The sequence below is a fragment of the Rhodanobacter sp. OK091 genome, assembly GCF_900142825.1.
Taxonomy (GTDB): domain Bacteria; phylum Pseudomonadota; class Gammaproteobacteria; order Xanthomonadales; family Rhodanobacteraceae; genus Rhodanobacter.
In genome coordinates, this window is record NZ_FRCH01000001.1 from 316,011 (window position 1) to 342,493 (window position 26,483).

Consider the following 26,483-nt stretch of genomic DNA (forward strand, 5'->3'; position numbering starts at 1 on the left):
CTGCGCCGGAATGACGATGTCGGAAGTTTTCGAAGCGATCTTACGCACGATCGGTAGCCACGCCAGCGACCCGCTGGCGCGGTTGCGTGTCGTAGCACACGCTGACCCGGTTGCGGCCTTCGCGCTTGGCCAGGTACAGCCCATCGTCAGCATGGATCAGTAGCTGACGCAGTTCGTAGCCGGAGCGGGCAATCGTGGCCACGCCGAAACTGGCAGAGATCGGAATACCGGGCATGTCGTCGTCGGTGACCGCGGTGGCGATCGCCACACGGATCTGTTCGGCCCGATTGACTGCCTGGTCCAACGTGCATTCGGGCAACACGATGCCGAATTCCTCGCCGCCGAGGCGGCCGAAGATATCGGTGGAGCGCAGATGCTGCTCACACGCTTCCACGGCGCGCTTGAGCACGCGGTCACCCACCGCATGTCCATGGGTATCGTTGACGACCTTGAAGTGATCCAGATCGATCAGCACCAGACAGGCCTGCCGCCCCGACTTCTTGCAGTACTGCAACTGCAGCTCGGCCGAACTCACGAAATGCTGCCGGTTGAAAATGCCGGTGAGACCGTCGCGGCGGGCCAGCTTCATGAAACGCAGTTGGGAGCGCTTGATTCGATAAGTCCAGAACGCGATGAAGGCCAGCACCACCAGCAGCAACAAAATATACAGCCGACTCGTTTCAGAGGCTTTCTTGTCGAGCGACTGCTGCAGCTGCAGGATCTGGTTCTGCTTGTTCAGTGCGTCGATCTGCAGCTTCTTCGCCACGACTTGCTGCCGCACCGTCTGGAAAGCCAGCGCCTTTGCGCTTACATCGTTCAGATAGCCCTTGTCGGCGGCCATGTATTTTTCGTGATAGATCAGGGCGGCGTCCAGGTCGCCCTGCTTCTTTGCGATCAGATACAGCAATTCATAAGCGCTGGTCAGCGACTTCGTGAACTCGTGCTTGACGCCGTCATCGACGGCGGCCTGCGCATACTGTTTCGCCAGCGCGATATCGCCTTCGTTCCAGTACGCCTGCGCCAGCGACGAATCAAAATCCGAAATCAGCTCGGGATAGCCGATACGTCGGACGTCTGCATAGTTCTCCTGCAAAAGTTTGATAGCGGCGGATGAGTGGCCATGCTGAATGTCAAAACTCGCCACATAGAAACGTATGGTATTGGCGAAGATGAATTCCGATGCCTTGTTGCAGGCAGCTATGGCGTCGCCTGGCTGCTTGTCCAGTGTCGTGAACTTGCCGCTCTGATACAGCGACTGAGCCTGAAGGAACCTGCCTTTGCAACTACCCTCATCGTTCAAATTTTCCGAAAGCATCTGGCTTGCGTAGTGCTGACCCAGATCGTATTGACCTGCTTCGTTGTAGAGAAATCCGGCAGTCCCCAAGGCCTGTATGCGGGCATTCGTGTCAACAATCTGTGGCAGCTGATCGAGTAATTGACTTACTCGCGCAAAAGCATCCTCATAGCGGGATCCAATGACAAGGTTGTTCACCAAGGTCGTGCCCGCGCGAAACCGCAACGTGGCATCCATGGACTCCGCGATAACCGCATTCAGCAGCGGTGTGGCGGTTTCGTAGTCGCCTTGATAACCGGCCTCCCACGCTTTGAGGTAGCGCAGGTAAAGCTGCTGCTGTGAGGAGAGTTTGGTCGCCTCACCATCGAGCCGCCCCATGAGCTGCAGGAACTCGGGATGATCCGACGTCTTGATGCTGTCTGCCAGTTTGAGCAGTTGCGCAGGATCATCGATGGTAGGCACAGCCGCAACAGCCGTGCCTACCAGCATAGCTACAAGCAAGATCAATCCAGCAAAGCAAGGCCGGCGTTGTCTGCCCAAGGAAAACATCGACTAGCCTGCCGGGACCACAGCCCGACGAAGCTCGGGACTCTCTCCCGGCTCGCGGGAGGGCGTTTCCTCAGTCTCGTCTTCCTGTTCCTCGTCCTCTTGTCCCGGGAAATAAACAGCGCAGAGAGGCGTTTGTCCCATCAACCCCTCCAGCTGAGCTTGATCCTTGGCGACAATAGCCGCCTGCAACTCCGGAGCAATCTCGGCGCTGGCTAACGCCAGTTCCACTTCTTCCTGCGATCCATGCCGCAACTGCGCGTCCTGCCCCATCCTTTCCAGAAAATCGATAACGTCCGACATATGTATTCCCCCTGACTGTAAAAAATTTCAATGACGCACCGCGATGGTCGGCACTCCGACCAAAACGTTTCGACAGAGTCCCACCCTTTAAAATATCAACGCGAGGTACGAACCCCACGAGGATTGACGAACGCCCTCGCGATCGTGATTGGCACGAAAATTACTGATCAGCTGAAAGGCTTGCCCCATGTCCCCGTTTGGCAGGCCCGCCACCAATTCTATGCCTGTTTTGGGCCGGAAGGCGCCATTGCCCGAAGACGGCGGTGCGACGCCGATCTAGGCGACGCCGGCCTCGCCGGCTGTCGCAATATCCAGCGCGGCAAGCCGGGCGCGGATCTCGGTATCCGGTTGCAGCGGGCGGGCCGGCGGTACCACCACCGTATCCGCCATCTCGACCTTCGCCTGCGGCAGGTCGCCCAGCCTTACCCGCTCGATGCGTGGCTGCTGGATCGGCAAGGTGGCGCTGCGATAGATGATCAGCTCGTGATCCAGCGGGTAATCGCGCGCCAACACGTCGACCAGCACCTGCTTGTAGGCCGGACCGGTCGAGAAGCGGGCCAGCGACTGATCGCCGACCAGACCCACCTGCCACAACACCAGGTAGGCCGTTGGATCGATCCGGCGCTGGTAGAACAGCAGCTGGCTGGCCTCGAAGTGCTGGCAGCCGAACCGGCCCGGATCGATGCCCAGGTCCGCATACAGGCAATCCTCGGCCGAAATGCCCGGTTCCATGTGCGCGGGATAACCCTCGCTGCGGGCGATCTCGATGGACTTGTGCGGCGCCCAGGCGAACACGCCGGGATGACCGTAGAACACCCCACACACCCGCTTGCCCGCGCGCACCTCGGTCAGGATGGCATCGACCATCTGCCGGTACGTCTGCATGCGTGACTTGCCCTCGCGGTAGTACGGCTGCAGGCTGCGCACATCCGTGTGCATCTTGTTCAGCCACAACTCGACGATGCCGTCGGAGAGGCCGGCGAACACCACGTCCGCCTGCTCGATATGGCTGCGTGCCAGCGGGCTGATATGCGAGCCCAGGGTCATGCCCAGACCTACACAGACCAGGCTTCCGGGTGTACGTGTTGCATCCATGTGGCTTGCCCGTCTGCGCAAAGAAGTGAACGGCATTATTCACTTGCCTTGGGCGGTTGCGCCAGCTCAGCGGGTCGACGCCGGGTCCGGCTTTGACGGAAACGCCTCCATCAACGGCCGGATCAGATCCAGCGGCAGCGGGAACACGATGGTCGAGGACTTGCCGTTGTTGGACATGTCGGCCAGCGTCTGCAGGTAACGCAGTTGCAGTGCCTGCGGCTGCTGCGACAGCATCGCGGCGGCGTCGCGCAGCTTCTCGGCGGCTTGCATCTCGCCCTCGGCGTGGATCACCTTGGCGCGGCGCTCGCGCTCGGCCTCGGCCTGGCGGGCGATCGCGCGCACCATCGTTTCGTTGAGGTCGACATCCTTGATCTCGACGTTGGCGACCTTGATGCCCCACGGGTCGGTGGCCTCGTCGAGGATGGCCTGCAAGGTGTGGTTGATCGAATCGCGCTGCGACAGGATCTCGTCCAGCTCATGCTGGCCCAGCACCGAACGCAGCCGTGTCTGCGCCAGCTGGCTGGTGGCCTGCAGGAAATTCTCCACCTGCAGCACGGACTTGTCGGGTTCCACCACGCGGAAATACACCACCGCATTGACCCGCACGGAGACGTTGTCGCGCGAGATCACGTCCTGCGGCGGCACGTCCATCACGGTCACTCGCAGGTCGACCCGTATCATCCGCTGCACGGCGGGGATCAGCAGCACCAGACCCGGCCCCCTGGTGCCGGTGTAGCGGCCCAGCGTCAGCACCACGCCACGCTGGTACTCCGGCAGGATCTTGACCGCGGAGAACAGCAGCAACGCACCAAGAACGACGAGCACTCCGACGAATCCGAACATGACGCTATCTCCTGTAAATCGGTGAGATTGCCAAAACCATTCCCTTGCAAACCATGCCCACCATCACGCCGGCACAACCCACAGCAACAAACCCTGCCGGCGCACCACGCGCACCTGTGCGCCGGCCGGCAAGGCGCTGTCGCAGCGCACGCGCCAGCGCTCGCCATGCAGCATCACCCAGGCCTCGCCACCGGCGCTCACCGGTTCTAGCAGCTCGCCTGACTCCGCCGCCATCGCGACGTCGTTGAACTGACGAGCTCGCCGCGAACGCAAGACCAGCCAGACGATCAGCGCCAACAAGGTGGCCGCGCCGAAGGCAAGACCGCCGATGACGCCGAGATTGACGCCATAGCCCGGCACATCCGCCTTCATCAGCATCACCGAACCGATCACGAACGAGACCACGCCACCGGCGCCCAGCGCACCTACCGTGGGATTGACCGCCTCGGCCACCAGCAGGCCGACGCCGAGCGCCATCAACGCCAGCCCCGCGTAGTTCACCGGCAGCAGTTGCAGCGCGTACAGTCCGACCAGCAGGCAGATGCCGCCGACGATGCCCGGCAACATCGCGCCAGGATGCATCGCTTCCATCACCAGGCCGAACATGCCGGCCAGCAGCAACAGGTAGGCGATGGTGGGGTTGGTGATGACGGCCAGGAAACGTGTACGGGCACCCGGTGCGTAGTTACGCACGCTTGCGCTCTTGAGCAGCAGCATGACGCTGCGATCGCCCACCTGCACCTGACGGCCGTCCGCCTGGGCCAGCAGATCGGCAACGTCGGTGGCCACGAAGTCGATCACGTGTTGCTGTGCTGCTTCGCTGGCGGTCAACGTGGCCGCACCGCGTACCGCCTGTTCGGCCCAAGGCGCGTTGCGCCCGCGCAACTGAGCCAGCGAGCGGATATAGGCAATCGAATCGTTCAGCGCCTTGTGCGACTCGGCATCGTCGCCTTCGGCCGGTTTGTCTTTCAGCGCGGAGCTGGCGGCAGCCGGCATCGGCGTGGTGCCACCCAGCTGGATCGGCGTCGCCGCGCCCAGATGCGTGGCCGGCGCCATCGCGGCAATCTGCCCGGCATACAGAATGTAGGTGCCGGCCGAGGCCGCACGCGCGCCATCTGGCGCGACGTAGACCAGCACCGGCAGCTTGCACGCCAGCATGCTGGTGATGATCTGCCGCATCGAATCGGCCAGGCCGCCGGGCGTGTCCAGCCGCAGTACGATCGCCACGGCGCCGTCGTCCAGCGCACGCTGCGAGGCGTCGTCGAAGTATTCCGCCGCCGCCGGCCCGATCGGGCCATCCAGCGCGATCTGCGCCACCATGGCGTGGGTCACCGCGGGACCGGCAGGCGCAGGCGGCGGGGCCGCGGCCAGCTGCATCGAGGCCATGCAGAAAATCGCCAACCCGCCCAACCAGGACCAACGTGTCATCACATCGAACTCCCGGCGACATCAATGTCGACGCCGCCATCGTAGCGCGGACGATGTATACAAACCGATCATTCGTCGCTACCGGGGTGCGGGTCCGGCACCGTCGTTCAGCGCGTGAAGAACGCCACCTTGGCCGGCCGCTTCCGATACGTCCCAGCGGCACGCGGCCACGGCCGGGTTAGGCGGCGTGCTCCTGCCCGATGCGGGTCGGGTGATCGAGGACGGCATCGACTTCGAACGCACGCCACCAAGCCGATTGCAGAACGGAATCGGGAGCTACCGTTTCGCCCGGGCGCGGCTGCACCAGCCGAACGCCCTGCTCCGCCGCCAGCGCGCGGATGCGCTCGGCCGGCTCGTCCCAGCGATGCATGGCCAGATCGAACGTACCCCAGTGCACCGGCATCATCGTTCCCCCGCGCACCAGTTGATGCGCGGCGATCGACTGCTCCGGCTGCATGTGCACGTCCGGCCACAATTCGTTGTACGCGCCGCATTCGATCAAGGTGAGATCGAACGGCCCGTGGCGCTCGCCGATCTGCGCAAAGCCCTCGTGCATGCCGGTGTCGCCACTGAAGAACAGGCGCTCGCCTGCGCCGAGCACGCACCAGGATGCCCACAGCGTGGAGTTGCCGTCACGCAGCCCGCGACCAGAGAAATGCTGGGCCGGCGTGGCGACCAAGGTCAGCGGGCCGAAACTCGCTTGCTGCCACCAGTCCAGCTCCACCACACGAGCCGCATCCAGGCCCCAGGCGATCAGCCGCTTGCCCACACCTAGCGGCGCGTAGAAACGTTCGACCTTGCCGGCCAGCGCGCGGATGGTGTCGCGATCCAGATGATCGAAGTGGTCGTGCGAGAGTAGTACCGCGTCGATCCGGGGCAGCTGCGCCACCGTCAACGCCGGCGGCGTGAAACGCTTCGGCCCCGCGAACGGCAGCGGCGAGGCGCGTTCGCTCAATACCGGGTCGGTGAGCAGGCGCAGACCGTCGATCTCGATCAACGTAGTGGAGTGGCCCAGCCAGGTCACCCGGAGTGCCTGCGAGGCTGGGCCGCTCAGTACATCGGCACGCACGGGCGTCACCGGCAATGCCGTACGCGGCTTGCGCCGGATGCCGCGGTTGATCCAGAACTCGCGCATCACGGCACGCAGACTGCCGGCGCGGGTATCGGCCACATTGCGGAAACGACCGCCGCGCCATGCAACCGCGCCGGCGTGGCCGGCATCCACCGGTGCGCGATACATCCGCACGCGCCATGCGGCGAAGACCAGGCCAAGCGCAGCAATGATCAAGCTGGTTACCATCACGAAGACTCCGTCAACAAGTAAACGATGTCGTGTACTTTATGTCGGAACGCAAAGAAAGTAAACTAATCCGTATACTTTTCAGGAATTGCTCGTGAACCGCAGCCTCAACAAGCGCAACGCCATGCTCGACGCCGGCATCGCCGAACTCGCCGAACAGGGGCTTGCTGGCGCCAGCATGGAATCCATCGCCACCCGCGCCGAGGTTTCCAAGCGCACGCTGTACAAACATTTCCCGTCCAAAGAGGCCGTGTTCGAGGCGGTACTGTTGTTGCTGATCGAGCGTGTCGCGCCGCTGGGCAAACTGCACTTCGACAAAAAGCGCGACTTCGCCGAGCAATTGCAGGAGATCGCCGGGCAGGAAATGCAGCTGATCTGCGATCCCGACTTCATCCGGCTGAGCCGCGTGCTGATGGTCGAATGCATGCGCTCGGAACAACGCAGCCGAACCTTGATGGAGCAATTCGGCGAGAAGGAACACGGCCTGTTCCGCTGGTTCAGTGAAGCCGGCAGGGCCGGCAAGCTGGGCAAGCTCGATCCCCGCACCATCGCCGATACGTTCGTGGCGATGCTGAAATCGTCCATTTATTGGCATTCGGTGATCGCGTGGCAACCGCCGCCGGACAAGGCCATGCAGAAACGCGTCATCGACGAAGCCTGCCTCACCTTGATGAGCCGGCTGGGGAACGCCGGCGCACACTGAAACAGATCCCCTGCGGTCGATCTATCCATAACGGTCCATTGGAGACAGACATGCCCAAGATCGACGCGACTTCCGTAGCCCAGCGCAAGGGCTCGGGTTATCCGGCGCCGTTCGGGCAGTGCGTCGGCGAACGCGTCAAGCAGGCGCTCGGCCAGGCTGGCGGGCTGACCGATTTCGGCGTCAACCTCACGCACCTGCCGCCGGGCGCATGGTCGAGCCAGCGCCACTGGCATTCGCGCGAGGATGAATTTGTCTATGTACTGTCGGGTGAGCTGACCTTGATCACCGACGCTGGCGAGCAATGGCTGCGCAGTGGCGATTGCGCGGCCTTTCCCGCCAATGTCGCGGACGGCCACCACCTGATCAACCGCAGCGACACGATGGCCGTCTATCTCGAAATCGGCAGCCGTCACGACGACGATACCTGCAGCTACCCCGACATCGACCTGCACCTGACCCGAGGGGACGGCGGTTTCACGCACAAGGACGGCACGAAATACCCGTAGACGCCGGTCAATCCTGCAACGGCCAGCGCCCCAGCACCTGCTGCTGCGGCTGGCCAACGACGCCGTGGATCAGCGCGATGTCCTCCACCCGCCATGACACGGGCTCGATCGCCATGGGCTGCAGCAGCACGCCTCGGCTGTAGGCCAGCGTGACATGCGGCGTAAATGTCCGTTCCAGCTGCCTGCCCTGTCCGCTCAGCAATAGCGCGCGACGCAGCTCCTGCCACAACTGTTGCAGCGGCTCGGGAACCACCGAACAGCGCAATACACACGGCGGCTGGCGTCCACGGAAACCCGCCGCGTGATCCAGCAGCCACTCGAAAGGCGCCATGCGGATGCTGTCCACCGCTGCTTTTGCGGCGGCGACGATATCCGGGCGCAGCATCGCGTGATCGCCCAGGAAATGCAGCGTGGCGTGATAACGGGCCGGATCGATCCAGCGGGCGCGCAGCTCGGGGCACTGGAACCGGAGCGCGTCAGCCACCGCGGTGAGGCGAGCACGCACGGACTCATCGGGAATCAGCGCGAGGAACAGGCGATGGACTTCGGCGGGCCTAGCCTGCGCGTCGCCAAGCAGATCGAGCTGCGGGATGTCGGTCGGGGTTTGTCGAATGGCCATCTGTTTATGATGCAGTCCGCAGCCCATGGGTGACCACTCTTTCCTCACAACCATTACTCGCAGGAAAGGCGGGCTGCCTACTGCATGCGAGCTTATCCGGCCGTACCGGCCGGCTCCGGCATGGCACGCAGATGCTGACCGACCAGAGCCGTACGGATCGCGCGCAGCTTGTCCTTGATCGTCGCCTCGTTGGCGGGGCCTACGCGGAGCAGCAGCTTCTGCCCGGCCGACAATGATTCCAATGCGGGATCGGTGTAGACGTAATAAGTCCTGGAGCGCGCCAGTGCAGGTGGTTGCGCCGGTTCCGGCGCGGTCAGCAGGTCGTCGATCACCACGATCAGCCGATCGTTGAAGTAGCCCTTCGGATAGCCCAGTTGCCGATAAGCCTCCTGGAACAATGGATACGCGCGCACGTACCAGGCCACCACGGCCTGTGGGTCGGCGGCTTCGATGATCTTCATGTATGGCGCGTAGCGCCCCGCATTTTTTGCGCCGAGTACCATGGTTCCGCCACTGTCGTCCGTACTCAACGCGCCTTTCGGCGTATGTACCGGAAGCATGTAGGTACTCAACCCACGGCGCGGCAGCGCATCGATGGTGGCCACAATGCGCGCGATGATCTGCTGGCGCACCAGCAGTGACGTCAGCGTGTCGCCGCCGGCCAGCCTGGTGAGTGCCGACGCCGCATCGGCATCGCTGTCACCCAGCGCCGGCAGCGCCGCGGTCGAGGCGGTCGCCGGCTCCGCTTGCGCCTGTTCTATCGGGTGCTGGATCGGCGCGCTGGCGGCGCTGGCGGGAGTCGAGGTCGAAGCGGTCGAAGCCGGTGGCGCGACCGCAATCTGGGGCTCATTCAAATGCATGGCCTTGCGTGCCAGATACCCGCCTGCCAGCAGAATCCCCAGCACCACGATCACCGCTCCGATCCAGCTGCCCACCGATGTACGTCTTCTCACGATCTTTCCTGCCTCTGTGCCTGAACGTGGTCTTTGACTTGTCCACGCATGATTCGTTCATCCGGCAAGGCTTTCCCGCCCACCGAACCAGCGCGACGACGCCATGCAGGCATTACAGCTAGGATGGTCGTGCTTGCGCTCCTCTTCAGCGTTTCGACGGTCATCGCCGTCTCGCTCCCACTCACGCTTCATCTCGCTAGTGTTTGCCGGGACGTTGCCCTCACGGGAGTGCCCATGCCGGGCTATACCACTCGCGAGCTCGTGGTCCGCCTTGGCGGTCACGACTACCACATCCGCGCACTGAGCGATCTGCAACAGTTTGCCGACCCGCATCAGCTGGCCGATCGCATCGGCATATCCTCGGCGCTGTGGAGCCTGTTCGGGCAAGTGTGGCCGGCAGGCCGCGTGCTGGCCGAGGCGATGTCGACGCATGACATTGTCGGCAAGCGCATCCTCGAACTCGGCTGCGGCCTGGGCCTGTCCAGCCTGGTGCTGCAGCAGCGCCACGCCGACATCACCGCCAGTGACCACCATCCGCTTGCCGAACCGTTCCTGCGCCACAACGCCGCGCAGAACCAGCTGGCGGCGATCGGCTATTGCGACCTGCGCTGGGAAATACCCGATGCCGTACTGGGCCGCTTCGACCTGATCATCGGCAGCGACATCCTGTACGAGAGCGGGCACGCCGATCTGCTCGCCGCCATGGTGCGGCGTCACGCCCTGCCCGACGCCGAGGTGTTGATCACCGATCCCGGCCGCGGCAACAGCGCACCGTTCACCCGCGCGCTCGCCGACCAGGGTTTCACCGTCGTCGAACTGCGCAGCCGCTTCGATGCGGCCGATGTCGCGCCGTTCCGCGGCCGCCTGCTGAGCTACCGCCGCGGCGACGTGATGGCGAATGGCTTGCCGACGCGAGCCCACTGAACGGCAGCGGCCTGCCGATGCCGGACCAGCATCTCTTCGATAACAAAACGGTCACATGCCAGTGACACGGCTGCGACAAAAATCAGACATCGCCGGTCTGCGCCCGCGCGGCACACCCGAACCGACCCGCTCTCCCGCGCGACCGATGACCGGCCGGAACACGGAGAGAGCCCTCATGAAAACCCGATGCGTCTTCAGCACATCCGACCTGACCGCTGCGCGACTCGCCATGGCCGCAGCGCAGAAAGCCGGCATCGACGATGGCGATATCTCGCTGGTTGCCCGCGAGGACATCGAGCTGGAAAGAATCCCCGATCACCTGATGCAGGGACGCAACGATTTCTATCCCGCTGCGCTGCGCGGCGGCGCCTGCGGCGGTGGCACTGGCCTGCTGCTGGGGCTCATCGCCGTCGCCATACCGCCGCTGGGCGTGACCTTTGCCGGCGCCGCGGCGATCACCGTGGCGGGAGCCGTGTTCGGCAGCTGGATCGGCGAACTGGTCGGCTTCGACGTACCCGACGTGGTCAGCCGCAAGTTCAAGGATGAAATCGCCGCCGGCCGCATCCTGGTGGTGATCGACGCCAACAAGGAACAGCTTGCCGTAGCCGAGCCCGCGGTCGCGCGCACCGGCGCCGTGCTGCTGCCATTCCACGCGCACACCGTGCTGACCTAGGGCCAGAGATGGCTCATGTCTTGAGTCGATAGCCGCTGCGGAATATCCACCACACCAGCGTGAGGCAGGCGCTGAGAAAGACCAGAGTCATGCCCACGCTGATGCTGAGGCTGACATCGGACACGCCGTAGAAGCTCCAGCGGAAACCGCTGATCAGGTACACCACCGGGTTGAACAAAGTCACCTTCTGCCAGAACGGCGGCAGCATGTGGATCGAGTAGAAGCTGCCGCCAAGGAAGGTCAGCGGCGTCACGATCAGCAGCGGTACCAGTTGCAGTTTCTCGAAGTTGTCCGCCCAGATGCCGATGATGAAACCGAACAGGCTGAAGGTCAGCGCGGTGAGCACGAGGAAGGTCAGCATCCACAGCGGATGCGCGATCTCGAACGTGACGAACAGCCGCGCGGTGATCAGGATGATCAGGCCGAGGATGATCGACTTGCTCGCCGCCGCGCCCACATAGCCGGCTACGATTTCGAAAGCGGACACCGGTGCCGAAAGGATCTCGTAGATCGTGCCCACGAATTTCGGAAAGTAGATGCCGAACGAGGCGTTCGAGATGCTCTGCGTCAACAGCGACAACATCACCAGCCCCGGCACGATGTAAGCACCGTAGCTGACTCCGTCGATCGCGGTCATGTGCGCGCCGATCGCCGCACCGAACACCACGAAGTACAGCGAGGTGGAGATCACCGGCGAAACGATGCTCTGCAGCAGCGTGCGCCATGTGCGTGCCATTTCGAACAGATAGATCGCGCGGATCGCGTAGATGTTCATGCACGCTCCCTCACCAGGTCCACGAAAATATCCTCCAGCGAGCTCTGGCTGGTCTTGAGATCCTTGAAGTCGATGCCCGCCTCGCCGAGCCGGCGCAGCAACGCGTCGATGCCGGTGTGCTCGCTCTGCGCGTCGAACGTATATACCAATTGCTGGCCATCGGCCGACAACTCCAGCGGGTAATCGGACAGCGCGGCGGGAATGCCTTGCAGCGGATTCTGCAGTTGCAGGGCCAGCTGCTTGCGGCCCAGCTTGTTCATCAGCTCGGCCTTGTTCTCTACCAGGATCAGCTCACCCTTGTTGATCACGCCGATGCGGTCGGCCATTTCCTCGGCCTCGTCGATGTAATGCGTGGTCAGGATAATGGTGACGCCGGTGTCGCGCAGCGCACGCACCATCGCCCACATGTCGCGGCGCAGCTCCACGTCGACGCCGGCGGTGGGTTCGTCCAGAAACAGGATCTGCGGCTCGTGCGACAGCGCCTTGGCGATCATCACACGCCGCTTCATGCCGCCGGACAAGGTCATCAGCCGGCTGTCCTTCTTGTTCCACAACGACAATTCCTTCAGCACCTTCTCGACATGCGCCGGGTTCGCACTCTTGCCGAACAGGCCGCGACTGAAGCTGACCGTATTCCACACCGTCTCGAACGCGTCGGTGGTCAGCTCCTGCGGCACCAGGCCGATTTTCGAGCGCGCCGAGCGATAGTCGCGCACCACGTCATGGCCATCGGCCAGCACCGTACCCTCACTCGGATTGACGATGCCGCAAATGATGCTGATCAGCGTGGTCTTGCCAGCGCCATTCGGGCCCAGCAACGCGAAGATCTCGCCTTGATGGATGTCCAGGTCGATGTGCTTGAGCGCATGAAAGCCGGATGCGTAGGTCTTGCTGAGTTGCTTGACTGAAATGATCGGCGGCACGTGAATTCCTCGATCGGGCGAAATGCGAAACGCCGATGGTATGCCCTGTGCCGCTTCGCGGCCACCTCATGGTGCCAGGGGCGTCCTGTGCAAGGTCGCAGCATGCGGCTCCTGACATGGCGACGAACGGGAAACCGTTGGATCGACACGCCGACGGCCACCGTAGATTCGTCATCCAGTCGCTTCTCGCCGCGGACTGTGCACATAGTCACGTTCCACCCTGCCCGCACGGGCCGCATAATCGAAGGATCACGCCAAGGGGATTTCGCATGCGACCCACGCATCTGCGCTCCACATTCGTCGGCATGGCCGCGTCTTTCAGTCTCTCGCTGCTCTTTTGCGCGCCCTCCGCCGCCCAGCGTGCGGACCCACAGGCGGAGCTGATCGCCAAACGCAACGACATCGAGAAGCAGCTCGAACAGATTGCCGTGATCGACCGCAAGGTGATGGTGAAGATGCGCGACGGCAAGCTGATGGCCGCTGACATCTATCGTCCGAAGGATGCGACCGCCAAAGTGCCGGTGATTTTCGAACGCACGCCTTACAACTTCAACTACTGGGACGTGAAGCTCGGCGCGCCGCGCGACATGAGCCGCGAACTCGAAGCGGTGAAACGCGGCTACGCCTACGTGGTGATGAACGAGCGCGGGCATTTCTTCTCGCAGGGCAATTACGACATTCTCGGCATGCCGCTCAGCGACGGCTCCGACGAGATCAAGTGGATGTCGTCGCAGCCGTGGTCCAACGGAAAGGTCGGTACCACTGGCTGCTCGTCGACGGCGGAGTGGCAGCTTGCGGTAGTGGCGCAGAACGATCCCGCGCTGACCACTTTCAACGTGCAGGGCTTCGGCGCCGGTATCGGCCGCGTCGGACCCTACTACGAGCAGGGCAACTGGTATCGCGGCGGCGCGGTGCAGATGCTGTTCATTTCCTGGATCTACGACTACGGCATCCAGAACCAGGTGCGCCCGATGTTCCCGCCCGACACTCCGCAAGCCGACCTGGTCCGCGCCTCGCGCTTTTTCGACCTGGCGCCGCAGATGCCCCCGGTCGACTGGGACAAGGCGTTCTGGCATCTGCCCGAGCAGGACATCATCAAGGCGGTCGGCGGCCCGCCCGGCATCTTCGAGACGCGCATGCCGGTAGCCACCGGCGGCAACATGATCGCGCGCACGCCGAATGACCCGGCCTGGTACAAGGGCGGTCTGTGGAACGATGGGCTGAAGGTGCGCAAGCCCGGCCTCTGGTTCATGAGCTGGTTCGACGTGTCGGTTTCGCCCAACCTGGCCGCCTTCAACGAAGTGCGCCGCACCGCGCCCAAGGCCGTCGCCGACCAGCAGTACGCGGTGATCGCGCCGGTGCTGCATTGCGCCTATACGCGCGCCAGCAAGAACACCATGGTCGGCGACCTCGACATGGGCGACGCCCGCTTTGACTACAAAAGCCTGGTCTACGATTGGTTCGACCATTTCCTCAAGGGCAAGGACAACGGCATCCTCGAAAAGCAACCCAAGGTGATGTACTACGTCATGGGGGAGAACCGGTGGAAGCAGTCGCCGACCTGGCCACCAGCCGGTGCCACCACCGAGGACTTCTATTTCAGCAGCGCGGGCAAGGCCAATACGCTCTATGGCGACGGCGCACTCGCCAGCAAGCCCGACGCGGAAGACCATCCCGACCAGTTCGTCTACGACCCGGCCAACCCGGTGCCTACCTTCGGCGGCGGCGGTTGTTGCCAGGGCAGCGCGGTGAAGTTCGGCTCGTACGATCAGCGCGAACAGGAAACCCGCAACGACGTCCTGGTGTACGACACCGAACCCTTCAAGCAGGGCACCGAGGTCAGCGGCCCCATCACGGTCACGCTGTACGTATCGTCCAGCGCCAAGGACACCGACTTCACCTTCAAGGTGATGGACGTCCATCCCGACGGCAAGGCCTACAACCTCACCGAGAATATCCAGCGCATGCGCTATCGCGACGGCTATGACAAACCGCTCGCCTGGATGTCGCCGGACAAGGTCTACAAAGTGACATTCCAGCCGATCGACACCAGCAACTACTTCTACCCCGGCCATAAGCTGCGTCTGGCAATTTCCAGCAGCAATTTCCCACGCTTCGACCGCAACCTGAACACCGGCGGCAACAACTACGACGAGGTGAAAGGCGTGATCGCGCACAACAGCGTGCACCACGATACCCAATACCCATCGAAGATCACCATCACCGTGGTGCCCGGCGGCGGCAAGCCGATCGATGTGAGCGTCGGCAAATCGGAGTGATGGCCACGACCGGGCCAGCCGCAAGGCGCATACGCTACCGCTCGTCATCCCAGCTTTCGCTGGGATGACGGTCCAAATCACAGGTTTCGAGGTTCTCCACGGGGATTGCGCAACTGTCACCACAGTTGGACGAGTTCCTGTAGCCGCAGCTGAAATCACTCAGCGGCGACACCGACTTCATGGTCGTGTCGCAGATGCCGCCTGGCTCGTGACGGGAGCGTTTGAACCATATTCCACGCGGGCGGCACTCACCCTTGCATCTGGTCGGTTCACCACCTCGGTGGCCGCACCGATACGCTGATCCAGCCCTCAAGGAGAACCGCATGCTGCGCATACTGCTGATAGCAGTACTGATGGCCACCGCCTGGCCTGGCGCGATGGGCACCATGCTGCCCAACCAGCCAGTGCGCGCACTCGATCTTCAGCGTTATAGCGGCCGGTGGTACGAAATCGCGCATCTTCCGATGTACTTCCAGCGCAAGTGTCTGGATGCCGTCATCGCCACCTACACGCCAAACCCCGATGACAGTATCCACGTGCACAACACCTGCCGTACCGCCGACGGCATGAAAAGCGTCGACGGCGTGGCAATGATCACGCCAGGCCAACCCGCCGTGATCAATGTACGTTTCGCGCCAGCGTGGCTGACGTGGCTACCGCAGGTGTGGGCCGAATACTGGGTGATCGAGGTGGATGCCGGCTACCGTTGGGCTGTGGTTGGCAGTCCCAGCCGCAAATATCTGTGGATACTCTCGCGCCAGCCCGAAATGCCGCACCAGCTGTTCGACGCCCTCAAGCAGCGGGCACGGCAGCGCGGCTACGCGGTCGACAGGCTGATGATGATGGCGCCGTTGAATTGACTGAGCTGCCCGATCGGCGGCGTGAGGGCCACCAGCCTGTACGCGCGCTGTCCGTCGATTGAGAATGGTCGGGGTTCTCGCGCCGCGTTCACAACCCCAGGACCACAGTGCCAGCGTGCCCGAATCCGGATTCCACTATCGGGCCAGCGTCATGGTGCTTGCGTCTTCAGAAAGCGTCGCACGCATGACGCGGCGGCCGTTCTGGATCCCGTTTCGAGAGAAGGAAGAAGACGTGAAAGCGATCGCGCGACGTATGGGCGTCATCGCCACCCTGGCGGTGGCCGTGCTGGTATTGGGCGCCTGCACCACGCTGCGCACCGACTACGTCAAGCAGCCATCGAAGGCGTTGCCCCCGGCTACCACCACACCGAGCGGACGCTACATCCATGCCGAGGCTAATCAACACCAAGACCAATCCGGCTTCCGTCTGCTGACGCTCAGCAACAACGCGTTGATGAGCCGCGTGGTGCTGGCCGACCACGCAGAGCATTCGATCGACCTGCAGTACTACATCTTCAATAACGACGCGACCGGCCGGCTGATGGCGCAGCGTCTGCTGGCTGCAGCGGATCGCGGGGTGCGGGTACGTCTGCTGCTGGACGACATCAACTCGGCGAGCGCGGTCGACATGATGGACGCGCTGGACGCGCACCCGAACATCGAGGTGCGCCTGTTCAATCCGTTCCACACACGCAAGCCGTCGTTCCTCTCCAAGACCACGCAGTTCATGCTCGACGCACACCGGCTCAACCGGCGCATGCACAACAAGTCGTACATCGTGGACGGCAATGTGGCAATCATCGGCGGGCGCAATATCGGCGATGCCTATTTCGATGCCGGCAACGACACCAATTTCCGCGACCTCGATCTGATCGCGATCGGTCCGGTGGTGAAGCAAGCCTCGCATGCCTTCGACGAATACTGGAATTGCGACGCCGTCTATCCGGTCCAGGCTTTCAAAGGCAAACACGCCAGCCACTACGATCTGGCGCAACTGCGATTGGACCTTCGCCGCGATGCACGTGCGTTCGCGCAGACCGATTACGCGCAGGCGACGCTGGACAAGCTACCCAACGGCCCTTCCGGCGACCGTCCCGGCGCATGGTTCTGGGGCCCGGCCACGCTGGTCGCCGACCAACCGGAAAAGATCGATGCCGACAAGGACGAAATACGTGCGCTGCGCATCGGCCCGCAGATCAGGGCGATGATCGACCAGGCGCAGCAGGACGTACGTCTGATCTCGCCCTATTTCATCCCTGGCGATGAGGGCACGCGCTATCTCACCGACCTGACAGGCCGCGGCGTAAAGGTAAAAGTGCTGACCAATTCACTGGCCTCCACCGACGAGGCTGCCGTGCACGCGGGCTATTCGCGCTACCGCCGCACTCTGCTCGAAGGCGGCGTGCAACTGTATGAACTGCGCCCCGCAGCCGGCGTGGAACAGCCGGCAACCTCAAAAGGCACGTCCTCCGGCGTCAGCCTGCACGCCAAGGCGATCGTGGTCGACGGAAAGCTGGTCTTCATCGGTTCGATGAACATGGACCAGCGCTCGAAACTGCTCAACACCGAGATGGGCATCATCGTCGACTGCCCCGCGCTAGCCGCGGCGGTAACGAATTTCTTCGACACCGCCACTCAACCGAACAGCTCCTACCACGTGACGCTGAGTGCACCGCACGGCGGGCACATGCAATGGCAGGACAGCGAAAACGGCAAGCTGGTGACCTATCACCATGAGCCCAAGGCCAGCATGAAACGCCGGCTGGAAGTGGACACGCTGAGGCTCATGCCGATAGATGGCATGCTCTGAGCAGCATGTGCAATAACCACTCGGCACAATACCGTTGGCATATCACCGCCGGCAGCGGAGCGAACCCATGCATAGGATGATCGCGATAACGATGCTGTTCGCCTTGCTGGCTCTGCCGGCATTCGCCCAGCAGGATGCCGAACAGCAGAAGATCGCCTACCTGATCGACTCGGTGGCCACGTTGCAGGGCGCGACCTTTATCCGCAACGGCACCGAATACGACGCGAAGCATGCTGCCGACCATATGCGTCTGAAACTGCGCTTTGCCGGCAGCCGCGTGAAGACGGCTGAAGACTTCATCACGTATTGCGGCACCGGCTCGTCGATATCTGGAATCAAGTATACGATCCGGTTTCGGGATGGACGCGTCGTCGATTCGGCGACTTTCCTGCTGGGCAAGCTGGCCGAGTACGAGATAGGCCATGAGGATCATGCCCTGATTCCGCCTGTTCACTGATATGCGGAAACGAGCCTTGTGCCTGGACCACCGCTTGATTCGCTGAGCTCCCAGGCCACCGGCCAAAGGCATTCAAAAAAATAGCTTGCAATTGCATAGTGCGCTATTTAATATCCGCAGCCATGAGCAGCTCCCGCCCCTCCCCATCGGTCATCGCGGCGTCCACGCCGAAGCTGGACGCGCAACTGTGCTTCGCTCTGTACTCGGCCGGCCTGGCGATGAACAAGGTGTATCGCAAGCTGCTCAAGCCGCTTGGCCTCACCTATCCGCAGTATCTGGTGATGATGGTGTTGTGGCAGGACGAGAGCCAGAGCGTGTCGGAGATCGGTGCTCGGTTGTTTCTCGACTCAGCCACGCTGACGCCGCTGCTCAAGCGCCTGGAAGCCGCCGGGATGGTGGCACGGCTGCGCTCGCGCGAGGATGAGCGGCATGTCGTCATCAGCTTGACTGCCCGCGGCAAGGCCTTGCAGGCCAAGGCCGGCAAGGTGCAGGAGTCGGTGTTCTGTGCCACCCAATGCACGCCCAGCGAACTGAAGCACCTGAAAAGCGAATTGCAGGATCTACGCAGCAAGTTGTCCGATGGGGTCTGAACGGCCCGGTTTTTTCACCCATTAAAATAGCGTGCTATTAAATAGCTAGCTATAAATTAGCAGCAACCCAACCACTCTGTCAGGAGATATCCCATGTCCATCGAAAAAGTTCTGTACCGCTCCAAAGCCACCGCCACCGGCGGCCGCGACGGTCGCGCCACCTCGTCCGACAACGTGCTCGACGTCAAGCTGACCACGCCGAAGGAGCTCGGAGGCGCGGGTGGCGAAGGCACCAATCCGGAGCAGTTGTTCGCCGCCGGCTACTCGGCCTGCTTCCTCGGCGCGATGAAGTTCGTGGCGGCTCAGCAGAAGCTGCCATTGCCTGCCGATACGCAGGTGACCGGTCAGGTCGGCATCGGCCCGATCGCAACCGGCTTCGGCATCGAGGTCGAGCTGAGCATCTCGATTCCCGGCTTGCCGCGCGCCGACGCCGAGGCGCTGGTGCAGAAAGCGCACATCGTGTGCCCGTACTCCAACGCCACCCGCAACAACATCGACGTCACGCTGACCATCGTCTGAGGTTCCGTCGTGCTCGACTGGGCGACGACACAGCGAGACGAAGACGGCGACCCGGAAAGGCCCGTCTTCGTCCCGCGACCGGCGGCAGAGCGTCCCTAGAACAACAGGAGCAGCAGCGGCACGCTGATCCCGGCGAACAGGACCGTGCCGAAAAGCCGGGGTTTACGGCTGTAGCGCCAGGCCATGTACAGACCGCTCAACACCGAAGTGAGCAGACCCAACGACACCAGGCCGAAGAAAATCTTCATCGGCAGCAGGTTCTTCTTCGGCTTCGCATCGGCGCGCTCCGCCGGCTGATTCGCTGATGTTGTTGCACGCGCCTCGATGGGGGCATCTACCGACGGCTTCGCTGCCGCGGCGTCCGGATTCGACGCAGCGACCTGCACTTCCGGCGGGCGCGGCCGTCGCACCGGCATCACCGTGGTCTGCTTCTTGTGCAATTGCGCCATGCTGGCCAGCCACGCCGGCGGTGCGTAGCTGCTGCCACGGCTGCCTTCGTGCAGGCCGAAGCTCTGCAACCCGCCGGTAATCGCGAAGAACAGCAGCATCGGTGCGGTGAATATGCCGAGATAGAGATGGACGGTGCGGGTAGTTCGCAGGAAATGATGGGACAACGACATAAGGCTTGTATGCGGCAGGGAAGTTCCGCGAATGCTAGCCGGGTCGCCCTGAAACAACAATGACAATCATTCTCATTATTGCAACGCAGCACGCCGCATCACGAACAAGTTCGACGACAGGGTTCATTCGGATCGGCGCCGCGACGGCAGTCGGAGCCTATGACAGCCCAACCATTGTCAAGCTTTTTTCAGATAGCAGACCTTCAAAACCAGACCTTTGATCTTGTCCGAGTTGCCTTCGATATGTTCGTCGTCGCCGTCGACCAGGCGGATATTGCGGATCACACTGCCCTGCTTCAGCGGAATCGAAGAACCCTTCACCTTCAGGTCCTTGATCACCGTCACCGTGTCACCGCTGTTGAGGACGTTGCCGTTGACGTCCCGCACGACCATGCCGGCGTCGGTCGCATCCGCGCCTGCCGCGATCGGCCATTCATGGCCGCAGTCGGCACAGACGTGGTTGTCGCCATCCGGATAGATGTTTTCCATGGCGCACAATGGGCAAGCGGGAATCTGGGGCATAGCTCGATCCTGGGCAGTTCAATCAGGGCGCGAGTATACGGTCCTGTACTCGGATGTTGCGCTGCGCGGTCCGCTATTCCTCGTCAAGCAGGTCGGGCAGCTCGGGCATGCTGGCCATTTCCGCAAGCAGATCATGCACCTCGGGCTCGGGCGCGATCGCCAGCGGCCAGCGCCCGATCACTTCGTTCTTGGACTGGCCGAAGAAACTGCGGATCAGCACAAACTCATGCACATGCCAGTGAATAGACGCGATCGATTCCTCGATCGCGTCGACCGCATGACCCTGCAGCAGGGTCACATGTGGCAGGAAACTGGAGACTCCGCTTACCTGCAGCCCGACGTGGGATTGCGCAGCGGCAATCGCCTTGCGCAACTGCAATGCCGACTCGGTGGTGGCTGTGTCCGCGCACAGCACGAACGGGAACTGACCGTCCCTGGCGCTGAAGCGCATCGCCGAATCCAGCGAGGCGACGAAGCCGTTGGCGCGCACCTCGCCGGCTGCAGCCAGCAAGGCACTTTCCAGGGGTTGCCGCTGCCGCTCGGGCTTGCCCATCGGGCACAGCGAAAGATGCAGGCTGTCGATGCCGACCGACGAGCCGCTGACCCGGTGCGACTTGCGGAAACGCTCACCCACGGCGACGATCTCGGACCTCGCGATGTCGTCCGGCATCACGGCAAAGAAGTAGTTGATGCCTGGCGCAAGTTCGGATTGGCTCGGTGAAGTCGAAATGGCCTGCATCTCCATGACATCAGGGTAGCGACAGGTTACACGTCCCCCACGATACTCCTCGCCAGGCTACCGCTGACCATTACACAACAGTTCGCGGCACCATGCCCGTCGTTGGGACGAAAAGAATCCTCGTGCAGGATTCCCGCCGCAACATTGTTCAGCGCAGCTGGCTGTCCTTGCTGCCGCGGCGATTGTAGAGGCCCGCACTGCGACTCTCTTCGTCATGCGCCTCCTGGCAGGCTACGCATAAGCGCACGCCCGGCACGGCCTTGCGCCGCGCCGCCGGAATCGACGCATCGCATTCCTCGCAGCGCATCAGGCCGGGACCTTTGTGCAGTTGCTGACGAGCGCGCTGCACCGCATCATCGATCGTGGCGTCGATCTGGTCCTGCACGGCTCCATCGCCCGCCCAACCCGTTGCCATGGCAATCTCCGAAAATCTCAGGTCAGTTCGATGTGTGGGCATCGGCCCCGAATATCCACCGTGCCCAGCCGTACACCGCGCCAACAAGGGCACACGCGACCGCCTGGTTTACTCACCGGTCAGCCGGCCGTCGCCACCCACTCGACCCGGTTGCGCCCCTGGCGCTTGGCCCGATACAACGCCCCATCGGCGGTGCCGATCAGTGCCTCGAAACTGGCGTCGACCCCGCCGGCGATGCCGACGCTAGTGGTGAGGCTGATGACATGTGTATCGAACGTGGCCGGTTGTGCCTCCACTTCGGCACGCATGCGCTCGGCCAGTCCAGCCGCCTGTGGAGAATCGATCGCCGGCAGCACCAGCACGAACTCCTCGCCACCGTAGCGCGAAAAAAGAGTGCCGCGAGGTAGGCCCGTTCTGCGGATCACCCCTACAAAATGATTGAGCACCACATCGCCCGCCACGTGGCCCCAGCTGTCGTTGATTGTCTTGAAGTTGTCCAGGTCGAACATCAGCACGCAGCAGGCTTGCCCGCGTGCACGACAGGCATCGACCAGACCAGAACCAATCTCGAACAGCGCGTTGCGATTGAGCAGGCCAGTAAGACCATCGGTGCGCGCCAGGTGGCGCAGATCCAGCGTCAGCCGTTCCGCAAGCATCAGCGTGAAACCGGTGCTCAATAGAAAAGTGCACAGGATGCCGAACAAGTAATTCCAGGTGGTGAGCAGATCGGCAAGCTGCGTGTGCGCAACCGTACCCGGAAACAACACGACCACCGAACGTAACATGTAGAAAGCCATGTCGATGGCGAAAATCAGGGCAGTAAAGCTGCAGGTATTGCGCATATCCCGCGGAGAGCGCCACAGCAGCACCCAGATCATCCACAAATCCCAGACCACGCTGTGCGCGCCGAACACCAGCGCCTCGACCGTCTGCGACGGCGGGGACAAGTAGAAACCGATCTGGTTGGCGATGAACAGACCCACCACCGCCAGCGGCCAGCGCCAGCGAAGCGGGTAGCGCAGGTGCACCGCGATACCCATCAGCATCAAGGCATTGGCCAGCGCGATCATGCCGCTGCCCACGATCGCCGATAGCACGCTGTGCTCTTCGTTCAGCCCCTGGGCGAGCGCGGCGGCAGTCAGCACCCAGAACGCGGTGGCCCAGATGCGCAACGCCGGCAGGCCACGCAACACCAGCCCGAGCAAGGTGAAGCTTACCGAGAGCGCCACGCCAATGGCTGCGCCAATGACGCCAAGCGTGTAGAGATCGAAGTGCATGCCCATCGCGTTTATCCAGGGACACCGAAACGGCCTGCTCTGCCCGCTGCCGGATGAACCTGGCAACGCGTCGAGGATAGCTCTCGAAAACGCCCGGGTTTGTCCACTGGATACCAGGAAGACGAAACGGCGGTCGCCGTATCCCGGCGAATACCGCATCGCCGCCGTTTTGAATCGCGACAGCTTACTGCAAGTGGCCTGGCCGGTCCGGACCAGGCAAAGCGCGCCCACCCGCTAGCCTGATCGACCGCCCGGGACGGACTCGACGCGTGGCTCGCCGGAGCGGTCGCCTTGCCCACCTGTCGTCAACAGCCGGATCACCAAACGCCACGGCACCCGCCGCATCGAGTCACGACCGCTGCAGCCGACGTCCCTTCCATGCATAGCTCACGGCCAGCAGCACGAACCAGGCCGGGCTGGCCAGCAGCGCCTGGCGAGTGTCCGGCTGCAGGCTGAGCAAGACCAGCACGAAGACGAAGAACGCCAGGCAGACCCAGCACATGAATACGCCGCCAGGCATCTTGTAGTCCGACGCTTCGTGCAGATGCGGACGCTTGCGGCGATAGGCGATATAGGCGGACAGGATCAGCGACCAGACGAACATGAAAAGCACCGCTGCCAGCGTCGTGACCAGAGTGAATACTTTGACCAGGTCCGGGATCACATAGACCAGCGTGGCGCCGAGCAACAGGCAGAAACAGGAGAACAGCAGGCCGCGCGACGGCACCGCCGCGCGCGACAGCTGGGCGAACGCCTTGGGCGCATGATTCTCTTCGGCCAGGCCGAAGAGCATGCGGCTGGTGGAGAAGATGCCACTGTTCGCCGACGAGGTGGCCGAGGTCAGCACCACGAAGTTGATCAGGCTGGCGGCGGCCGGAATGCCGGCCAGCACGAACAATTCCACGAACGGGCTCTTGCCGGGTTCGACCATGCGCCACGGCGTCACCACCATGATCGCGAGCAGGGCCAGCACGTAGAAGATGATGATGCGCACAGGGATCGAGTTGATCGCCTTGGGCAGGTTGCGCTTCGGATCGGCCGTCTCGGCGGCGGTAGTGCCCACCAGCTCGATGCCGACGAAGGCGAATACCGCAATCTGAAAGCCCGCGAAGAAGCCACCCAGTCCTTTTGGAAACACTCCGCCGTCGTTCCACAGATTGGCCAGCGAGGCCTGATGCCCCGAAGGCGAACGAAAACCCCAGGCGACCAGCGCAAAGCCGGTCGCGATCAGCGCGCAGATCGCGATGATCTTGATCAGCGCGAACCAGAATTCCATCTCGCCGAACAGCCTCACCGTCGCCAGATTCAGGCTCAGAAGCAGCAGCACGCACAGCACTGCCGGGATCCACGGCGCGAGTCCGGGGAACCAGTACTGAGCATAGGACGCGATCGCGATCACGTCGGCGATCGCGGTGATGATCCAGCAGAACCAGTACGTCCAGCCGCAGAAAAAGCCGGCCCAGGGTCCGAGCAGATCGGTGGAGAAGTCGATGAACGACTTGTATTGCAGATTCGACAGCAGCAACTCGCCCATCGCCCGCATCACGAAGAACAGCATCACGCCGATGATCAGATAAACCAGCACGATCGACGGTCCCGCCAGACTGATCGTCTTGCCCGAGCCCATGAACAGGCCCGTGCCGATGGCACCGCCGATGGCGATCAGTTGCAGGTGCCGGTTCGACAGGCTGCGCCTGAGGTGATCGGGGTGCTCCAGCGATGTGGTCATAGGGCGGGTCTTTGGCGTGTGGGATGCGCCAACATAGAAGAAACCAGGGCGCGCCGCCAATGGCATATTGGCCAGCCCGTGACGAACGACAGCCGAAAGCGGGACCGCGAACATCCACAACCGGCTTTTCGCGTCGTCTTTGTCGCAAGCACTTTCCGGTCTTTCCGGAAAACAGGTCAGCGTGAGAACATCGCACTCCATTCCATCAACGATGGCCTTGTCGCACGAATGATGTCTGCAGCCAGGGCAAGGCAGTCGCACGCGGCAACCCGTATTGCCGTTCTCTTGCGCGCGCTGCGGGAAGCCAGCGTGACCATGCTGGCCGCGCTCGCCACTCTTCTGTGCGCACTGGCCATCGCTCCCGGACCGGGTTCGGCGGTGTTGGCCGTGGTGCTATGCCTCTCGCTCTCGCGCAGCCAGCTCGACCGCGACCTGCGCGGCCGCATCGAGGCGGCTATCGCATTGCCGATCGTCGGTCTGGTCGCAGTAGGCGTCGGCATCCTGCTGCATCGTGCGCCGTGGCTCGGTGCACTGATCTTCGTCGGTTGCATGTTCGTGTCGATCTGGCTGCGCCGCTTCGGCCCGATGGCGCAACGGCTCGGTTCGCTGATCGCGCTGCCGCTCGTCGTGCTGCTCACCACGCCGCATGTCCAGCCGGCGTCGGCCAGCGCCATTCCGGCGCCGCTGGTGCCGATAGTCATTGCGCTGCTGGCCTTGCTATGGGTCGGCGCGCTGCATGCGCTGGCTCGTCACCTGCGTTTCCTGCCACCGATGCGCACGCCAGAACGCCCGGCGCCAAAGCCAACACGCGAAAATTCGCTGCGCCCGATGGCAAGCACCCGGATGGCCGTCCAGATGGCGGTCGCTCTCAGCGCCTCCTTCGTCCTCGGCTACCTCTTCTTCGCCGAACGCTGGGCGTGGATCGTGCTCACCGCCTTCATCGTCATCAGCAGCAACCGCGGCCGGCTGGATGTCGCGTACAAGAGCGTGCTGCGCGTGCTGGGAGCGGCAGCCGGCACCCTTCTAGCTGTGACGCTCACGCTCCATATCGGATCGCACGACATGACGACAGTTGTGCTGATCCTCGCCGCGATCTTTCTCGGCGTGTGGCTGCGCCCGTTGGGGTATGCGTGGTGGGCGCTGTTCGTCACCCTCGCACTGGCCTTGCTGCAAGGTTTTGCGGGCGCATCGACGACGCGCATGCTGTGGCCGCGGCTGGAGGAAATCGTGATTGGAGCGATCATCGGTGTCGCCTCCGCCTGGCTCGTACTGCCCGTGCACTCGACACCCGTGTTGCGGCGACGGATCGCCGACGCCCTGGCCATCCTCGCCGATGCACTGGATCCGGCGACGCCAGCACGCCGATCCGATGACTTCGTTGCCGCCATTTCGTCAGTGGAACAGCTCGCGCCGGCATTCCGGGCGAGCCGTCCGTTCATGCGGCACTTCAGTGCCATCCAGCCGGTGGATTGGATCGATGCACTGGTGGCGTGCCGCACACCGGCGGCCGCGCTGATCGACATGGGCGAAACGCCGGTCACCGTGCGCAAAGCGATCGGGGCCGCACGCAAATCACTGCGTGAGCCCGTGGAACTCCAGCAGGCATTGCGGGAATTGTGCCGTTCGCTGCAGAGCCATCCCGCGGGCATGGATAAGGCTACCGACTGAAAGCTGTTCCTCGATTTCATCGTACGGGCGACGCAACCGATGCCGCGTCGGCGGACGGTGCGAATTGGTCCTTCGATGTGAACCATGCCATCGGTCAAATCGGCACCGGCCGC

At 62.9% G+C, this 26,483-nt stretch carries 27 protein-coding genes; 11 read left to right on the forward strand and 16 right to left on the reverse strand.

Annotation, left to right across the window (positions count from 1 at the left end; translation table 11 throughout):
* Window positions 1-40 precede the first annotated feature (40 nt).
* The 6 genes from BUA26_RS01560 to BUA26_RS01585 all read right to left on the reverse strand — a co-directional run bounded on the left by BUA26_RS01560 (window position 41) and on the right by BUA26_RS01585 (window position 6,809).
* Window positions 41-1,843 (reverse strand): GGDEF domain-containing protein, encoded by a 1,803-nt coding sequence (locus tag BUA26_RS01560; RefSeq protein ID WP_255368123.1) that lies wholly within the window; start codon window positions 1,841-1,843, stop codon window positions 41-43.
* A gap of 3 nt (window positions 1,844-1,846) precedes the next feature.
* The gene (locus BUA26_RS01565) at window positions 1,847-2,143 is read right to left on the reverse strand and encodes a hypothetical protein (RefSeq protein ID WP_072757283.1); all 297 of its coding nucleotides are present in this window, start codon (window positions 2,141-2,143) and stop codon (window positions 1,847-1,849) included.
* 276 nt (window positions 2,144-2,419) lie between these two features.
* Window positions 2,420-3,238, reverse strand: a complete 819-nt coding sequence (locus BUA26_RS01570; protein ID WP_072757284.1) for an SAM-dependent methyltransferase — start codon at window positions 3,236-3,238, stop codon at window positions 2,420-2,422.
* A 66-nt stretch (window positions 3,239-3,304) separates the two neighbouring features.
* Complete coding sequence (locus BUA26_RS01575) at window positions 3,305-4,081, reverse strand: slipin family protein (protein WP_072757285.1); 777 nt, start codon at window positions 4,079-4,081, stop codon at window positions 3,305-3,307.
* Window positions 4,082-4,144: 63 nt separating this feature from the next.
* Window positions 4,145-5,458 carry an NfeD family protein gene (locus tag BUA26_RS01580; protein ID WP_255368227.1) on the reverse strand — a complete coding sequence of 438 codons (1,314 nt, stop codon included), beginning with the start codon at window positions 5,456-5,458 and terminating at the stop codon, window positions 4,145-4,147.
* Window positions 5,459-5,687: 229 nt separating this feature from the next.
* Complete coding sequence (locus tag BUA26_RS01585; RefSeq protein WP_072757287.1) at window positions 5,688-6,809, reverse strand: MBL fold metallo-hydrolase; 1,122 nt, start codon at window positions 6,807-6,809, stop codon at window positions 5,688-5,690.
* 94 nt (window positions 6,810-6,903) lie between these two features.
* On the opposite strand from BUA26_RS01585, the gene BUA26_RS01590 reads away from it, so the two are divergent.
* Both BUA26_RS01590 and BUA26_RS01595 read left to right on the forward strand, forming a co-directional pair.
* Window positions 6,904-7,512, forward strand: coding sequence for a TetR/AcrR family transcriptional regulator (locus tag BUA26_RS01590; protein ID WP_143154140.1), 609 nt, complete (start codon window positions 6,904-6,906; stop codon window positions 7,510-7,512).
* A 50-nt stretch (window positions 7,513-7,562) separates the two neighbouring features.
* Window positions 7,563-8,018, forward strand: a complete 456-nt coding sequence (locus BUA26_RS01595; RefSeq protein WP_072757288.1) for a cupin domain-containing protein — start codon at window positions 7,563-7,565, stop codon at window positions 8,016-8,018.
* Window positions 8,019-8,025: 7 nt separating this feature from the next.
* Here the strand turns inward: BUA26_RS01595 and thpR are convergent, their stop codons facing one another.
* The gene (thpR, locus tag BUA26_RS01600) at window positions 8,026-8,637 is read right to left on the reverse strand and encodes an RNA 2',3'-cyclic phosphodiesterase (RefSeq protein ID WP_072757289.1); all 612 of its coding nucleotides are present in this window, start codon (window positions 8,635-8,637) and stop codon (window positions 8,026-8,028) included.
* Window positions 8,638-8,729: 92 nt separating this feature from the next.
* The gene (locus BUA26_RS01605) at window positions 8,730-9,590 is read right to left on the reverse strand and encodes a DUF3014 domain-containing protein (RefSeq protein WP_072757290.1); all 861 of its coding nucleotides are present in this window, start codon (window positions 9,588-9,590) and stop codon (window positions 8,730-8,732) included.
* Between the two features lie 234 nt (window positions 9,591-9,824).
* On the opposite strand from BUA26_RS01605, the gene BUA26_RS01610 reads away from it, so the two are divergent.
* Entirely contained in the window at window positions 9,825-10,514 is a 690-nt protein-coding gene (locus BUA26_RS01610; protein WP_072757291.1) for a class I SAM-dependent methyltransferase, read from the forward strand.
* A gap of 175 nt (window positions 10,515-10,689) precedes the next feature.
* On the forward strand, window positions 10,690-11,187 hold the full coding sequence (locus BUA26_RS01615) for a hypothetical protein (protein ID WP_072757292.1): 498 nt from the start codon (window positions 10,690-10,692) through the stop codon (window positions 11,185-11,187).
* 13 nt (window positions 11,188-11,200) lie between these two features.
* Here BUA26_RS01615 and BUA26_RS01620 read toward each other — a convergent pair whose 3' ends face one another.
* Together BUA26_RS01620 and BUA26_RS01625 are read right to left on the reverse strand one after the other, a co-directional pair.
* Window positions 11,201-11,962, reverse strand: coding sequence for an ABC transporter permease (locus BUA26_RS01620; RefSeq protein WP_072757294.1), 762 nt, complete (start codon window positions 11,960-11,962; stop codon window positions 11,201-11,203).
* The gene (locus BUA26_RS01625) at window positions 11,959-12,885 is read right to left on the reverse strand and encodes an ABC transporter ATP-binding protein (protein WP_072757296.1); all 927 of its coding nucleotides are present in this window, start codon (window positions 12,883-12,885) and stop codon (window positions 11,959-11,961) included. The genes BUA26_RS01620 and BUA26_RS01625 overlap by 4 nt, the downstream gene beginning before the upstream one ends.
* Before the next feature lie 269 nt (window positions 12,886-13,154).
* Between BUA26_RS01625 and BUA26_RS01630 the strand changes: the two genes are divergently transcribed.
* The 6 genes from BUA26_RS01630 to BUA26_RS01655 all read left to right on the forward strand — a co-directional run bounded on the left by BUA26_RS01630 (window position 13,155) and on the right by BUA26_RS01655 (window position 19,400).
* Window positions 13,155-15,164 (forward strand): CocE/NonD family hydrolase, encoded by a 2,010-nt coding sequence (locus BUA26_RS01630; RefSeq protein WP_218587765.1) that lies wholly within the window; start codon window positions 13,155-13,157, stop codon window positions 15,162-15,164.
* A gap of 323 nt (window positions 15,165-15,487) precedes the next feature.
* On the forward strand, window positions 15,488-16,024 hold the full coding sequence (locus tag BUA26_RS01635; RefSeq protein WP_072757298.1) for a lipocalin family protein: 537 nt from the start codon (window positions 15,488-15,490) through the stop codon (window positions 16,022-16,024).
* A gap of 232 nt (window positions 16,025-16,256) precedes the next feature.
* Entirely contained in the window at window positions 16,257-17,834 is a 1,578-nt protein-coding gene (locus BUA26_RS01640; RefSeq protein ID WP_343124217.1) for a phospholipase D family protein, read from the forward strand.
* 91 nt (window positions 17,835-17,925) lie between these two features.
* Entirely contained in the window at window positions 17,926-18,291 is a 366-nt protein-coding gene (locus BUA26_RS01645) for a DUF5329 family protein (RefSeq protein WP_255368124.1), read from the forward strand.
* A gap of 122 nt (window positions 18,292-18,413) precedes the next feature.
* Window positions 18,414-18,881, forward strand: coding sequence for a MarR family winged helix-turn-helix transcriptional regulator (locus tag BUA26_RS01650; RefSeq protein ID WP_072757302.1), 468 nt, complete (start codon window positions 18,414-18,416; stop codon window positions 18,879-18,881).
* Between the two features lie 93 nt (window positions 18,882-18,974).
* Window positions 18,975-19,400, forward strand: a complete 426-nt coding sequence (locus tag BUA26_RS01655; protein ID WP_072757304.1) for an organic hydroperoxide resistance protein — start codon at window positions 18,975-18,977, stop codon at window positions 19,398-19,400.
* 95 nt (window positions 19,401-19,495) lie between these two features.
* Here BUA26_RS01655 and BUA26_RS01660 read toward each other — a convergent pair whose 3' ends face one another.
* The 6 genes from BUA26_RS01660 to cycA all read right to left on the reverse strand — a co-directional run bounded on the left by BUA26_RS01660 (window position 19,496) and on the right by cycA (window position 24,702).
* Complete coding sequence (locus BUA26_RS01660) at window positions 19,496-20,020, reverse strand: hypothetical protein (protein ID WP_072757306.1); 525 nt, start codon at window positions 20,018-20,020, stop codon at window positions 19,496-19,498.
* A gap of 177 nt (window positions 20,021-20,197) precedes the next feature.
* The gene (locus BUA26_RS01665) at window positions 20,198-20,542 is read right to left on the reverse strand and encodes a zinc ribbon domain-containing protein YjdM (protein ID WP_072757308.1); all 345 of its coding nucleotides are present in this window, start codon (window positions 20,540-20,542) and stop codon (window positions 20,198-20,200) included.
* Window positions 20,543-20,615: 73 nt separating this feature from the next.
* Complete coding sequence (locus BUA26_RS01670) at window positions 20,616-21,281, reverse strand: 2'-5' RNA ligase family protein (protein ID WP_255368125.1); 666 nt, start codon at window positions 21,279-21,281, stop codon at window positions 20,616-20,618.
* 148 nt (window positions 21,282-21,429) lie between these two features.
* Window positions 21,430-21,696, reverse strand: a complete 267-nt coding sequence (locus BUA26_RS01675) for a DksA/TraR family C4-type zinc finger protein (RefSeq protein ID WP_072757326.1) — start codon at window positions 21,694-21,696, stop codon at window positions 21,430-21,432.
* 119 nt (window positions 21,697-21,815) lie between these two features.
* On the reverse strand, window positions 21,816-22,979 hold the full coding sequence (locus BUA26_RS01680) for a GGDEF domain-containing protein (protein ID WP_255368126.1): 1,164 nt from the start codon (window positions 22,977-22,979) through the stop codon (window positions 21,816-21,818).
* A gap of 343 nt (window positions 22,980-23,322) precedes the next feature.
* Window positions 23,323-24,702 (reverse strand): D-serine/D-alanine/glycine transporter, encoded by a 1,380-nt coding sequence (cycA, locus tag BUA26_RS01685; RefSeq protein WP_072757328.1) that lies wholly within the window; start codon window positions 24,700-24,702, stop codon window positions 23,323-23,325.
* Between cycA and BUA26_RS01690 the strand changes: the two genes are divergently transcribed.
* Entirely contained in the window at window positions 24,646-26,370 is a 1,725-nt protein-coding gene (locus tag BUA26_RS01690; protein ID WP_255368228.1) for an FUSC family protein, read from the forward strand. The genes cycA and BUA26_RS01690 overlap by 57 nt on opposite strands.
* Window positions 26,371-26,483 lie beyond the last annotated feature (113 nt).

Coding starts and splice junctions, on each gene's coding strand:
- BUA26_RS01620 (WP_072757294.1), bottom strand. CDS start 11,962: ATGAACATCTACGCGATCCGCGCGATCTATCTGTTCGAAATGGCACGC.
- BUA26_RS01630 (WP_218587765.1), top strand. CDS start 13,155: ATGCGACCCACGCATCTGCGCTCCACATTCGTCGGCATGGCCGCGTCT.
- BUA26_RS01660 (WP_072757306.1), bottom strand. CDS start 20,020: ATGTCGTTGTCCCATCATTTCCTGCGAACTACCCGCACCGTCCATCTC.
- thpR (WP_072757289.1), bottom strand. CDS start 8,637: ATGGCCATTCGACAAACCCCGACCGACATCCCGCAGCTCGATCTGCTT.
- BUA26_RS01645 (WP_255368124.1), top strand. CDS start 17,926: ATGCTGTTCGCCTTGCTGGCTCTGCCGGCATTCGCCCAGCAGGATGCC.
- BUA26_RS01610 (WP_072757291.1), top strand. CDS start 9,825: ATGCCGGGCTATACCACTCGCGAGCTCGTGGTCCGCCTTGGCGGTCAC.
- BUA26_RS01670 (WP_255368125.1), bottom strand. CDS start 21,281: ATGCAGGCCATTTCGACTTCACCGAGCCAATCCGAACTTGCGCCAGGC.
- BUA26_RS01585 (WP_072757287.1), bottom strand. CDS start 6,809: ATGGTAACCAGCTTGATCATTGCTGCGCTTGGCCTGGTCTTCGCCGCA.
- BUA26_RS01675 (WP_072757326.1), bottom strand. CDS start 21,696: ATGGCAACGGGTTGGGCGGGCGATGGAGCCGTGCAGGACCAGATCGAC.
- BUA26_RS01565 (WP_072757283.1), bottom strand. CDS start 2,143: ATGTCGGACGTTATCGATTTTCTGGAAAGGATGGGGCAGGACGCGCAG.
- BUA26_RS01635 (WP_072757298.1), top strand. CDS start 15,488: ATGCTGCGCATACTGCTGATAGCAGTACTGATGGCCACCGCCTGGCCT.
- BUA26_RS01655 (WP_072757304.1), top strand. CDS start 18,975: ATGTCCATCGAAAAAGTTCTGTACCGCTCCAAAGCCACCGCCACCGGC.
- BUA26_RS01570 (WP_072757284.1), bottom strand. CDS start 3,238: ATGGATGCAACACGTACACCCGGAAGCCTGGTCTGTGTAGGTCTGGGC.
- BUA26_RS01580 (WP_255368227.1), bottom strand. CDS start 5,458: ATGCAGCTGGCCGCGGCCCCGCCGCCTGCGCCTGCCGGTCCCGCGGTG.
- BUA26_RS01575 (WP_072757285.1), bottom strand. CDS start 4,081: ATGTTCGGATTCGTCGGAGTGCTCGTCGTTCTTGGTGCGTTGCTGCTG.
- BUA26_RS01560 (WP_255368123.1), bottom strand. CDS start 1,843: ATGTTTTCCTTGGGCAGACAACGCCGGCCTTGCTTTGCTGGATTGATC.
- BUA26_RS01595 (WP_072757288.1), top strand. CDS start 7,563: ATGCCCAAGATCGACGCGACTTCCGTAGCCCAGCGCAAGGGCTCGGGT.
- BUA26_RS01665 (WP_072757308.1), bottom strand. CDS start 20,542: ATGCCCCAGATTCCCGCTTGCCCATTGTGCGCCATGGAAAACATCTAT.
- BUA26_RS01680 (WP_255368126.1), bottom strand. CDS start 22,979: ATGGGCATGCACTTCGATCTCTACACGCTTGGCGTCATTGGCGCAGCC.
- cycA (WP_072757328.1), bottom strand. CDS start 24,702: ATGACCACATCGCTGGAGCACCCCGATCACCTCAGGCGCAGCCTGTCG.
- BUA26_RS01615 (WP_072757292.1), top strand. CDS start 10,690: ATGAAAACCCGATGCGTCTTCAGCACATCCGACCTGACCGCTGCGCGA.
- BUA26_RS01650 (WP_072757302.1), top strand. CDS start 18,414: ATGAGCAGCTCCCGCCCCTCCCCATCGGTCATCGCGGCGTCCACGCCG.